The organism is Nocardiopsis eucommiae, assembly GCF_965344335.1.
GTDB lineage: Bacteria > Actinomycetota > Actinomycetes > Streptosporangiales > Streptosporangiaceae > Nocardiopsis > Nocardiopsis eucommiae.
Map to the genome: position 1 here is coordinate 16016 of NZ_CBDRIY010000060.1, position 11128 is coordinate 27143.

Below are 11128 nucleotides of genomic sequence, written 5' to 3' on the forward strand. Positions count from 1 at the left end.
CAGACAAGACTAGAACTGGTTATATGGATGCCGTCAACCTTCTGGCCCAGCCTGGTCCAGCGGCACCGAGCCGAAAGGGCCCCCACCGTGATCGGACTCCTGGTCGCGCTGCTCTCCGCGCTGGTCTACACGATCGGCCTGACCGTGGAACAGCGGGCGCTGCACGGCTCCGAGTCGATCTCGATCAACCGGCCCCTCCACCTCGCCAGGGTACTGCTGGGTAACCCGAGGTGGGTGTTCGGATGCGTCTTCGCCGCCCTGGGCAGCGTGGGCCTGATCGTCTCCCTGGGCCTGGCCCCCGTGTCCGTGGCCCAGCCCGCCTTCGCCGCCGGTGTGGCCACCACCCTGCTGATCGTCACCCTGGTCCGGGGCGAGCGGATCACCCGGGGCGAGTACGTGGCGCTCGGCGTCATGCCGGTCGCCCTCGGCCTGCTCAGCCTGTCGACCGTGGACGGGGCCGAGACCGGGACCACGGCCAACACCCCGCTGCTGGTGGCCGTCAGCGTGGTCACCGTCGTGGCGTGCGTGGCCGTGATGGGGTTCGTGGGCGGCCGGGGCCGGTACGTGTCGGCGGCCGCCATGGGCGCCGCGGCCGGGCTCGCGCAGGGCAGTGCCGGGCTCCAGGGCAAGGGGCTGGGCGGTCTGCTGGCCGACAACGGCTTCCTGTCCGCGATCGTGCCCGCCCTGCTCTCACCCTTCCCCTACCTGTACGCGCTGGGCTGGGCGGTGGGGATCGTGCTCTTCCAGACCTCGCTCCAGCGCTCCCGGGCCTCCATCACGGCACCGGTGTCGAACGTGGTCGGCAACGTCTTCGTGGTCGTGGTCGGCACGCTGCTCTTCGGTGAGCAGCTGCCCGAGGACCCGCTCACGCTGGCGCTGCGGGTCGGCGGGTTCGCGCTGACCCTGGTCGTGGTGGTCCTGGTCCGGGGCAACGTGGCCCAGGCCGAGGCCGACACCAGCCGGCTGCGCGGCGAACCGACCCCCACCGGGACACGGGATCCGGGCGGGGCCGACCCCACCCGGACCACGGACGTTCGCTAGGCGGCGACGGAGACGGCCTGGCGCAGGCCGGGAGCGGCCACGTCGGCCCAGGCGCGCACGACGCTCTCGGGGCTGTGGGTCTCGTCCGAGGCCAGGATGAGGCCCGGCTCGGCCACCCAGGCGCCCAGGTCGGCCAGGAGGATGCGCAGGTCCTCCTCGATCCCGTGGCTGTTGCGCAGGTCGTCGACGACCGCCAGCGGCACCGCGACGGTGTGGCCCAGGCCGAGTTCGGGCAGTCGGTCCAGGAAGACCTTGAGCAGCCCCGTGTAGGTGCCGTGGACCTGGGGCGAGGCCACCAGGAGCACGTCGCTCCGGCTCACCCTCTCCAGGGCCTCGGTCACCGAGTCGGCGGACTCGGCCAGCAGGTCCTGGCCGAGCGCGGCCAGGTCGATGACCTCGGGAGTCGAGGTGACCCCGGCGCGGGTGGCGACCTCGGCGGCGGCGCGCAGCGCGGCGGTGTGCACGGAGGAGTGGGTCTGGGGAGCGGCGACTAGCACAGTGAAGCGAGTCATGGCGGAGAACTCCTGGGTTCGGTCAGAGCGAGCCGGATCGACCGGAAGGAACGCGGGGGGCGGTGATCGGAAGACACCGGAGGGGAACCGCTGTTCCTCGTGGACCTCGACCGAGTGGGACGTCGTCGTCCGGGACTCGTGTGCGGTGGTCCAGTCGGGGGTGCTCACACGGACCGGGAGAGATGGTCCGGGACCCAGGTGGGAGTCATGAGCGTCCGGTGTCTGCGTAAGGGCACGGGGGCACGGGTCAGAACCGTGGCGGGGCGGGGCCCCGCAGGGCGCTAGCTACGACAGAGCGCGCTCGCCTGCTGTCGAAGATCGACATGCAGGCGCTGGACAAGCAGCTCACCGGCGGACATGTCTCCATCATGAGGCGCGGCGGCCGCTATCGTCAATGCGTGCCGCCACCCCTCCTTGGGGGTGTCGGGCTCCGCGTGGGCCGGTCCACCTCGCGGACAACCGTCCCAGGGAGCGGGATCACCCTGCTCCGCTGGGGATACGCGACGGCCCGGAGGGGGCGCACGACCACCGGCGAACCGCGCGTTCACGGAAATGTAATTTACGACACACGAACCGACACCCCGCCCCACGGCGGTACCCCCCAGAGACAGGGAAGGCCCAGACATGGCCCAGACACCCCTCACCCTCACCGGCGCGCGCGTCATCACGGCCGACCGCACCCACGACGGCTGGATCCGGATCGAGAACGGTCGAGTCGCCGAGCTCGGCACGGGCGACCCCGGCCCGGGAGAACGGCACGACGTCGGCGGACGACTGGTCGCGCCCGGACTGGTCGACACGCACGTCCACGGCGGGGCGGGGCACGCGTTCCCCGAGGCCGACCCGGAGGGCGTGCGGGAGATCGTCGCCTTCAACCGCCGGTCCGGGGTGACCTCCCTGGTCGGCGGGCTGGTCGCGGCCACACCCGAGAACACGCTGCGCCAGGTCTCCGCGCTGGCCGACCTGTGCGAGGAGGGCGAGCTGGCCGGAATCTACCTGGAGGGGCCCTTCATCGCGCGCTCCAAGTGCGGGGCGCACGACCCCGAGCTGCTGCGCGACCCCGACACCAAGGAGTTCGACGCGTGGGTCGAGGCGGGCCGCGGCCACGTCCGCATGATCACGGTGGCGCCCGAACTGCCGGGCGCACTCGACCTGATCGGTGCCGCGCGCTCCTCCGACGTGGTCGCGGCGGTGGGTCACACCGAGGCCAGCTACGAGCAGACCCTCGCCGCGATCGACGCGGGGGCCACCGTGGCCACGCACGTCTACAACGCGATGCGGCCGTTGAACCACCGTGACCCGGGGCCCATCGCCGCGGTCCTGGGCGACGAGCGGGTGACGGTGGAGCTGATCCTGGACAACGTGCACGTCCACCCGGGCGCGGCCGGGCTGGTGTTCGACGCGGCCGGGGCCGAGCGCGTCTCGCTGGTGACCGACGCGATGTCCGCGACCGGCCTGGGCGACGGCGAGTACACCCTGGGCGACCTGCGGGTCCGGGTCGAGGACGGCGAGGCCCGCCTGGTGGAGAACGGGGCGATCGCCTCCAGCACCATCGTCCTCCCCCAGGCGGTCCGCAACGCGACGGCCCTGGGCGTGCCCGCAGCGGACGCGATCCGGTCGGCCTCCTCCGTCCCCGCCGCCGCCCTGGGCCTGGCCGACACGGGCCGGATCGAGGTCGGGGGCCACGCCGACCTCCTCGTCCTGGACGACGACCTCACGGTCTCCTCGGTGATGTACCGTGGCGGCTGGATTTCGGACACTTCGGTGTTCTAACGGCGTGTCGTGAGCACGGTACGGATGAGTAACTTGACCCTGAGCGACAATTGCGGACAGGGCGTCGAGGAAAGCACCGTGCCTGACACGAAAGGAACCACCATGGCTCAGTCGAGACAGGCCAACGACCAGCAGCCGACCCGCGTGCCCTCCGAGGAACGCGAACACCTCGGCAAGCTCGCAGGCGAGCTGACCCGCTACGAGGTCCAGGCGGAGGTGATGGACGAACCCGACCTGTGCCTGCGGGTGCGCAACCCCGTCTCGGTCTACGCGGTCGAGGACGTGATCTGCGAACGCCGCGAGCACGACTTCGCGTTCATCGCCTCGTTCGGGGTCCACCTGGGCAACAGCGGCAGTGTGTCGCTGACCGCCCACAAGGTGGCGTGGCTCGTCGGGGCCACCAAGGAGTAGGCGACGACCGACGGGGGCGATGCCGACGGGTACCGCCCCCGTCAGGCGTTTTCCGAGGGCTTGGTACCTTCGCCAGAGGTGACCCCGGACGCAAAGGACCTCCCGTGACCGCCTTCCGCTACGGGCTCGACCCCGTCGACGAGACCTTCTTCGAGACCGCGCCCATGCGCTGGCGGGTGGGCCTCGAACTCGCGGCCTCGCCCGACGAGGTCTGGGCGGGCCTCACCTCGGCCCGGCCGCTGTCCTGGTGCCGGGCCCTGCCCGAGGTGCTCCACACCTCCGAGGCGCCCTACGGCGTGGGCACCACCCGCGAGGCCAGCGTGCTCGGCACCTACCGGATCCGGGAGGAGTTCTTCCGCTGGGACGAGGCCGGACGGCGCAAGTCGTTCCACGCCACCGAGGCCACCCTCCCCCTGTTCAGCGCCTTCGCGGAGGACTACCACGTGCTGCCCTTCGACGTCGGCAGCAAGCTCGTGTGGTCGTTCGCCTTCGCCCCGTGGAAGGGCCTGGACAGCGCGGTCCAACTGGGGAAGCCCCTCACGGAGACCCTGCTCGCCTCCCTCGTGCGGGACACGCGAAACCACTTCGGTTCACTGACCGAAGTCCGCTGACCGCGCGGTCAGCGGTTCCTGATCCTCGCCAGCAGCTTGAAGGCGAGCCAGACCACGACGAGCATGGCCGCCAGACCCACCGCGCCGCCCACCACCGCGCCCAGCAGGGTCGCCACCCGGTCGGCGGCGTCGCCCTCCCACAGGGTCCTTCCCAGGCTGACCAGCGAGACCACCAGCACCGCCAGGAAGAACACGGTCACGGCCACGCCCGGCACGCCCCAGAAGAAGCGCCTCCCCGTGGGTTCGGGGCGCTCCTCCAGCACCGCCTCCGGCCCGACCACGGCCGCCCGAGCCCGCTTGAAGTAGGCGTGGGTCAGGTAGTGCCCGCACGGCTCCCAGCCCTCCGGGGCCAGGCGCCGCGCCATCCGCTCCCGCTCGCCACGGCCCAGCGCCGACTCCTGCCGGTACTCCCAGGCCTGCGGGGGCTCGTCCCGGTGGCTCACGAACCTGCCCTGCCGGTCCAGCCGGACGATCTCCCAGCCCTGGGCGCCCAGCTCGTTCATCCGCCCCTGGGCCACGAAGGAGTCCGCGCCCCACACCAGGGCCTCGGGCCCGGCCTCGGCGTCCTCTCCCGCGAGGTCGTCCGCGAACTCCGCGACGGGACCGAACTCCTCCTCCGGCTCCACACCGCTCTCGGCGACGAAGGCCGCGAGGTCGTCCACCGTCTCCCGGGTCCGCTCCTCGGTGACGCCACGGGCCCGCAGCAGGGTCTCCAGTTCGTCCATGTAGCTCATCCGATGCCGCCCTTCCTCAGTACCTCACGCACCGACGCGTCGAACTCCAGCCACGCGGCGCCCTGTTCGGCCAGGACCGCGCGGCCCTGGTCGGTCAGGTGGTAGTAGCGCCGCCCCGGCCCCTTCTCCGCCGCGCGGAACTCCGCGACGACGAGGCCCGCCTCCTCCAGCCGGTTCAGCACGGGATACAGGGTCCCGCCCTTGATCCGGCCGAACCCGGCCTCGTCCAGCCGGGCCGCCAGGGCGTAGCCGTAGCTCTCGCCCTCCGTGAGCCCGGCCAGGACCAGCAGGTCCAGGACCCCCTTCAACCAGCTCGATCGACGGTCCATCCGTTCTCCTTCACTGGCGTGGGGGCGCCCGGACCGGTGCGCCGTCGGTTGATCTACCTAGACCGTAGAGCAATCTAGTTAGGATAACAACCTATGTAGTCATACGGACTCCAGGGCGGAAGCGGGCTCCACGACGGGCACTCTCGGGCCGCACACCCCCAGGGCGCACACAGGCACCTTCCGCACCACCCCGGACACGACGACGCGCCCCACAGGGAGGAGGCCGGAGGCCCCCACACCACGGGGCGCGTCGGGCGCGAGCGCCAGCGAGTGCACATCGGGGGGTCCGGGGGGTCCGGGGGGTCGTCCCCCCGAAGAAACGACGAAGGCGACCCCGCGAGCGCGTTCACGCGCGAGCAGGGTCGCCTTCGAGACAAGTGGAGGTGGCGGGAATCGAACCCGCGTCCTTCAGCATCGAGCCAGGGCTTCTCCGGGTGCAGTCTGTAGTGTCGTTCTACTCGGCCCCAGCGCTTGTACAGACACATCGCTGACGGGCCCAGCCACGAAAATGTCCCGCTCAGGCCCCGTGGCCTGATCTGAGCGGTGAGTCATCTGAATGGTGCCGGATCCCGAGCCGATGACGAGCCCGGGCCGACAGAGTCGCTATCGCTTAGGCAGCGAGAGCGAACTCAGTGCGCTTGGAATTGGCACTTGAATTTACGCGAATGCAGGATTAACGAGGTCACAAACACAACCCTCGACCCGCTTCCCCTGGAACGGCTACCAAAGTCGAAACCGATCACCCCCTGTGAAGTTGTCAAGACCACCTGTCACCCGAGGGTTCCGGGCGGCCGACAAGCGAGTGAACGAGCACTCGCGTGATCGTCACTCTACCTGTTGAACGGTGTGGGAACCAAGCTGATTCCCCGCGACGGCGGGGGATTGCCCCGGGCAGGGAGAAACCCCCGTGAGGCGGACTCCAGAGCGGTCCACGCGGCTCACGGGGGCGGTCGGCCTGGGTGGGGCCGCCCTGGAAAGGCGACAGGGCCTCCCCCGAGACGAGGTCCTGCCTCTCACACTGGTCCGCTCCCCCTGGCGCGACACCAGTCACACGGAAAGACGCCGCCGGAGCACCCGTGGGTTGCTCCGGCGGCGTCCTGAATCCGTGTTCTCACCGGCCGTTTCTCACTGGCCGGCGAGGTCGGCTCCCGCCTCGCCCTCGACGCCGAGGCCCTCCGGCGGCGCGGACTCCTCGCCGGGAAGCCCCTCGGCCCCGGGAACGCCCTCGCTCCCGGGGACGGCACCGGTGGCCAGACCGTTGAGGAAGCTGGTCGCGGAGGTGACGGCGTACTGCTGGTACTGGCTCATCTGCGGGTCGATCTCGGCGAGCACCGCGAAGGCGACGTCCCCCTGGTAGCCCACGAACCAGTGCAGCGCGGTACCGTCCTGCTCGGCGCGGGCCGCCTGACCGTACACCTGCTCCTCACCGACGTTCACCTCGGGGATCCGGAGGGTGACCGCGTCGCGCAGCCCCTCCCGCACCACCTCCAGATGGGCCTCGTCCAGCTCGTTGGCGTTGGCCGGGCTGGGCCCCTCCTCCCGGACGAGGGTCGGGCCGTGCCAGGAACCGTCCGCGACGGCCCCGGCGGCCAGGGCCATGGAGAGCGGGCTGACCTGGACCCCGTGGTCACCGATCATGGCCGACGCCAGTTCCGCGTCGCCGTCCGCGATGTCCACGGTGCCCGGGGAGGCGGGCAGCGGCAGCTGCCAGTCGGCACCCAGACCGAGCCGCGCGGACACCTCGGTGAGCGTGTCGGCGCCGACCTCGGGCGCGATGTCGACGAAGCCGACGGTGCACATGTAGGTCATGTTGCGGACCAGTGTGGGGTTCTCCGCGAGGAAGCCGTTGCTGGGGTTGGTGAACACCTGGTCCCCCACCTCGGACTGGTACCCGCACGGCATGGCGCTGTCCGCCGTGGCGGCGCCGGACTCCAGGGCCGCCAGGGCCGACACCATGGTGAAGGTGCCGCCGGGGGCGTAGGAGCCGGTGAAGGCGGCGTCGTCAGCCGTGCTGCCGGAGGCGTTGGCCGCCGCGAGGACCTCGCCGTTGGTGGTGTCCACCGCCACGAGGTAGCCGTCGCCGGGCAGGGCCTCCAGCGCGTTCTCGGCGGCGTGCTGGGTGGCCAGGTCCAGGGTGGTCTCGACGCCGCCGCTGAGCACGCCCTCCCAGGACTCCAGGACGTCGGTCTGGTCGCCGTTCTCGCCCAGGCTGACCACCTGCGTGGTGGCGGTGCCGGCCAGCTCCTGCTGGAAGATGTTCTGGAGGCCGCTCAGGCCCACGGTGTCGCCCGCCTGGTAGGCGCCCGCGACACGGGAGGAGACGCGGTGCTCCGACGTGCCCGCGACCTCTCCGAGGACGGACGGGGCCACGGTCGGGGACAGGTTGACCTCGACCTCCTGGGTGTCGACGCCGGTGATGCTCCGGGCCTCGTTCAGGAGGGCGTCGTCCGCGTCGCGCATGAGCACCAGCGGCTGGAACTGCTCGGGCGGGGCGGAGCGCACGCGGTTGAGCAGCGGGTCGGGGTCCTCGTCGAGGAGCTCCGCGAGCTCGGTGACGCCCGCCTCCTTGTCCTCCATGTCGGCGGGCAGCACGCCGAAGGCGGTGACGCTGTCGGCGGAGACCAGGGGTTCGCCGGACCGGTCGAGGATCTGGCCCCGGTCCTTGATCTCGTAGCTGACGGCGAGGCGCTCGCCCTCGGAGAGGTCGGGGTGGATGACGCTGGGGGACCAGTCGATGACCCAGCCGGTGGGGCCGTTGGTCAGCGACATCCGCCCGGTGTAGTTCCACACCGGGTCACCGATGCCGAGGTCCGCGGTGGCGCCGAACTCGGCGCTCGCGGACCCGCCCTCCGTGGAGATCCGGCCGAGGTCGAACCGGATGGAGGCGAGGTCGAGCTGGTCGTGGACGTCGGTCAGCGCCCGCTCGACCTCCTCCGGGTCACCGGTGGTGTAGCGGGCGGCCTCGGCGTGGTTCCCGTCCTGCCAGGCGAGCAGGAAGGACCTGACTGCCACCTCGGGACTGGGGTGGGTCGTGCACGCCGCGAGACTCAGGGCGACGATCAGGCCACTGCTGGCGGCCGCGATCCTGCGGCCGAGGGGACGGGGGGACACCTTGTGTGTTCCTTTCAGGCGCCTCATGTGGGACAGCTCAACGCCGACGGCGAAGCGCGCGCTCCATGTCACGCTTGGCTTCGCGTTCGGCGATGGCATGGCGCTTGTCGTACTCACGCTTACCGCGAGCCAGAGCGATCTCCACCTTGGCCCGCCCGTCACTGAAGTACAGGGAGAGCGGGATCAGCGTGCGCCCGGGCTCCCGGGTCTTGCCGATCAGCCGGGAGATCTGCTCGCGGTGCAGGAGTAGCTTACGTGATCTGCGGGCCGAGTGGTTGGTCCAGGTGCCCTGTGAGTACTCGGGAATGTGCACGGCCTCCAGCCACACCTCACCGTCGTGGATGTGCGCGAAGCCGTCCACCAGGGAGGCGCGTCCCTCTCTCAGGGACTTCACCTCGGTGCCGGTCAGGACCAGCCCCGCCTCGTAGGTCTCGTCGAGGTGGTACTCGTGCCGGGCGCGGCGGTTCTGGGCGATCAGTTTCCGCCCGGTTTCCTTGGCCACGGTTGTCTCCCTTCATGCGTCCGGGGGGCCACGTCGTGTGGCCCCCCGGTACCCGGCGCCCGCCTGATTCCGGCGGTGACCCGTCAGACCTTCAGGTAGCGGCGCAGGGTGAGGAACGAGGTCACGGTGCACAGGAGCACACCGAGGATCATCGAGACTCCGATGACGTACAGCAGCGAGCCCGTGCCCAGGGCCACGTCGAACTGGAACCACTCCTCGATCTGGGTGAGCAGCGTGTACCTCGTGGCCACGATGAACCCGGACGCGATGACACCACCGATGAGACCGGCGATGGCGCCTTCCAGGAGGAAGGGCAGCTGGATGTAGAAGTTCGAGGCACCGACCAGGCGCATGATGCCGGTCTCCCGGCGGCGGCTGTAGGCCGACAGCCGGATGGTGTTGCCGATCAGCAGCGCGGCGGCGGCCAGCTGCACACCGGCGACCACCAGGGCGGCCCACTTGAGACCGTCGAGCAGCCCGAAGAACTGTTCGAGGACGCGCTGGTCGTTGGAGACGGAGTCGACACCCGCGGCCCCGTCGACGGCCGCGCGCACGGTGTCGTAGTTGTCGGGGTTGGTGAGCTGCACCCGGTAGTTCTCCGGGATGTCACCCTCCTGCGCGGCCTCCGCGAGGGCCTCGTTGGAGGAGCCGATGCGCTCCTGGAAGTCGGCCCAGGCCTCGGCGGCGGTGAGGTACCGGAAGTCCTCGACCTCGGACAGCGACGTCAGCTGCGCCTCGAGGGCCTCGCGGTCCTCCTCGGTCGCCGCGCCGTTCTCCTGGCAGGCCGCGGTCGGTGAGATGTCGTTGCACATGTAGATGGTCAGCGTGATCCGCTGGTCCCAGTAGTTGCGCATCTCGGAGACCTGCTGGTTGACCAGCAGACCGGCACCGAACAAGGCGAGGGAGATGGCCACGGTCGTGATGACCGCGATGGTCATCGTCAGGTTGCGACGTAGGCCGATCCACGTCTCGGAGAGAACGAATTGTGCTCGCATGATCTGTTAAAGGTCCATCCTTCGGGGCTTCGCCGTGCCGGTGGTCTCGCGGTCGCCGACCGCCCGGCGACGAGCGTGCCAGGGGTCAGTACGCCTGGCCGTAGACGCCGCGCGTCTGGTCGCGCACCACCAAGCCCTCTTCAAGCTCGATCACGCGCTTGCGCATCGAGTCGACGATGGCGGCGTCGTGCGTCGCCATGACGACGGTCGTGCCCGTGCGGTTGATTCGGTCCAGCACCTTCATGATGCCGATGGAGGTCGCCGGGTCGATGTTTCCGGTGGGCTCGTCGGCCAGCAGGATCTGCGGGCGGTTGACGAAGGCGCGGGCGATGGCCACGCGCTGCTGCTCACCACCGGAGAGTTCCCCGGGCATACGCCCGGCCTTGCCTTCGAGCCCCACGAGTTCGACGACCTCGGGGACGACCTTCTTGATGAACCGCCGGGGCTTGCCGATGACCTCCAGGGCGAAGGCGACGTTCTCGAAGACGTTCTTGTTCGGCAGCAGGCGGAAGTCCTGGAAGACGCAGCCGATGCGGCGGCGCAGGTGCGGGACCTTCCAGTTGGACAGGCGCGCGAGGTCCTTGCCCGCGACGTGCACCCGTCCCTCGTTGGGCTTCTCCTCCTTGAGCACCAGCCTGAGGAAGGTCGACTTGCCGGAGCCGGACGGGCCGACCAGGAAGACGAACTCGCTCTTGTCCACGTCGATGGAAACACCGTCGAGCGCGGGGCGCTTCTGAGTTGGGTACAGCTTGGTGACGTTATCGAAGTGGATCACAGGCGCATCACAAGGCTCTCGAAGGTATGGGCACCCGGCGGACTGAGCTCCGCGCGGGATCGTACCGGCCGCATGGCCACCGACAGTTTAGAGGGGGCAGGGGCCCGGATTGTCCAGGTCCTGTCGCACCCGAGAGATCTGTGGAGATCAGAGCACTATCGGACAACAGCCACGAGCATATCGGAGGTGTCAACCGATGATAACGTTCACATATAGCAGTTTCGGTAAAACTGCGGAGTCGTGCGCGTCACCGGCGGGCTACGGGGCGGGTTCCACCCCTCCTGGTTCCACTCGTGCGACCGGGCGTGGGGGGGGGGGGGGGGGGGGGGGGGGG

The 11128-nt window shown here is 70.2% G+C and carries 11 protein-coding genes and 1 other RNA gene; 4 read left to right on the forward strand and 8 right to left on the reverse strand.

The annotated features are described in order from the left end of the window. The first annotated feature begins 87 nt into the window (after nucleotides 1-87). Nucleotides 88-1041 carry a hypothetical protein gene (locus tag ACRWK8_RS25395; protein WP_431873085.1) on the forward strand — a complete coding sequence of 318 codons (954 nt, stop codon included), beginning with the start codon at nucleotides 88-90 and terminating at the stop codon, nucleotides 1039-1041. Here the strand turns inward: ACRWK8_RS25395 and ACRWK8_RS25400 are convergent. Further along, complete coding sequence (locus tag ACRWK8_RS25400; RefSeq protein ID WP_378743249.1) at nucleotides 1038-1553, reverse strand: NADPH-dependent FMN reductase; 516 nt, start codon at nucleotides 1551-1553, stop codon at nucleotides 1038-1040. The genes ACRWK8_RS25395 and ACRWK8_RS25400 overlap by 4 nt on opposite strands. A gap of 624 nt (nucleotides 1554-2177) precedes the next feature. Between ACRWK8_RS25400 and nagA the strand changes: the two genes are divergently transcribed. From nagA to ACRWK8_RS25415, 3 genes are all read left to right on the forward strand, one after another. Continuing rightward, complete coding sequence (gene nagA / locus ACRWK8_RS25405; protein ID WP_378743251.1) at nucleotides 2178-3326, forward strand: N-acetylglucosamine-6-phosphate deacetylase; 1149 nt, start codon at nucleotides 2178-2180, stop codon at nucleotides 3324-3326. 102 nt (nucleotides 3327-3428) lie between these two features. Next, nucleotides 3429-3737, forward strand: coding sequence for a hypothetical protein (locus ACRWK8_RS25410; RefSeq protein ID WP_378743253.1), 309 nt, complete (start codon nucleotides 3429-3431; stop codon nucleotides 3735-3737). Nucleotides 3738-3841: 104 nt separating this feature from the next. Beyond that, nucleotides 3842-4348, forward strand: coding sequence for an SRPBCC family protein (locus tag ACRWK8_RS25415; protein WP_431873084.1), 507 nt, complete (start codon nucleotides 3842-3844; stop codon nucleotides 4346-4348). Between the two features lie 8 nt (nucleotides 4349-4356). Here ACRWK8_RS25415 and ACRWK8_RS25420 read toward each other — a convergent pair whose 3' ends face one another. From ACRWK8_RS25420 to ftsE, 7 genes are all read right to left on the reverse strand, one after another. Next, complete coding sequence (locus ACRWK8_RS25420; RefSeq protein ID WP_378743257.1) at nucleotides 4357-5082, reverse strand: DUF2812 domain-containing protein; 726 nt, start codon at nucleotides 5080-5082, stop codon at nucleotides 4357-4359. Continuing rightward, nucleotides 5079-5411: a PadR family transcriptional regulator gene (locus ACRWK8_RS25425; RefSeq protein ID WP_378743259.1), complete on the reverse strand. Its 333-nt coding sequence runs from the start codon at nucleotides 5409-5411 to the stop codon at nucleotides 5079-5081. Before ACRWK8_RS25425 ends, ACRWK8_RS25420 begins: the two co-directional genes overlap by 4 nt. Before the next feature lie 375 nt (nucleotides 5412-5786). After that, nucleotides 5787-6158: a transfer-messenger RNA gene (ssrA, locus tag ACRWK8_RS25430) on the reverse strand. Nucleotides 6159-6536: 378 nt separating this feature from the next. Next, nucleotides 6537-8522 (reverse strand): penicillin-binding transpeptidase domain-containing protein, encoded by a 1986-nt coding sequence (locus ACRWK8_RS25435; RefSeq protein WP_378743261.1) that lies wholly within the window; start codon nucleotides 8520-8522, stop codon nucleotides 6537-6539. 37 nt (nucleotides 8523-8559) lie between these two features. Next, nucleotides 8560-9024, reverse strand: coding sequence for an SsrA-binding protein SmpB (gene smpB / locus ACRWK8_RS25440; protein ID WP_378743263.1), 465 nt, complete (start codon nucleotides 9022-9024; stop codon nucleotides 8560-8562). 83 nt (nucleotides 9025-9107) lie between these two features. Further along, nucleotides 9108-10019, reverse strand: a complete 912-nt coding sequence (gene ftsX / locus ACRWK8_RS25445) for a permease-like cell division protein FtsX (protein ID WP_378743265.1) — start codon at nucleotides 10017-10019, stop codon at nucleotides 9108-9110. A gap of 85 nt (nucleotides 10020-10104) precedes the next feature. Next, nucleotides 10105-10794 carry a cell division ATP-binding protein FtsE gene (gene ftsE, locus ACRWK8_RS25450; protein ID WP_017542492.1) on the reverse strand — a complete coding sequence of 230 codons (690 nt, stop codon included), beginning with the start codon at nucleotides 10792-10794 and terminating at the stop codon, nucleotides 10105-10107. Between the last annotated feature and the right edge of the window lie 334 nt (nucleotides 10795-11128).

Coding starts and splice junctions, on each gene's coding strand:
- ACRWK8_RS25400 (WP_378743249.1), bottom strand. CDS start 1,553: ATGACTCGCTTCACTGTGCTAGTCGCCGCTCCCCAGACCCACTCCTCC.
- nagA (WP_378743251.1), top strand. CDS start 2,178: ATGGCCCAGACACCCCTCACCCTCACCGGCGCGCGCGTCATCACGGCC.
- ACRWK8_RS25410 (WP_378743253.1), top strand. CDS start 3,429: ATGGCTCAGTCGAGACAGGCCAACGACCAGCAGCCGACCCGCGTGCCC.
- ACRWK8_RS25420 (WP_378743257.1), bottom strand. CDS start 5,082: ATGAGCTACATGGACGAACTGGAGACCCTGCTGCGGGCCCGTGGCGTC.
- ACRWK8_RS25425 (WP_378743259.1), bottom strand. CDS start 5,411: ATGGACCGTCGATCGAGCTGGTTGAAGGGGGTCCTGGACCTGCTGGTC.
- ftsX (WP_378743265.1), bottom strand. CDS start 10,019: ATGCGAGCACAATTCGTTCTCTCCGAGACGTGGATCGGCCTACGTCGC.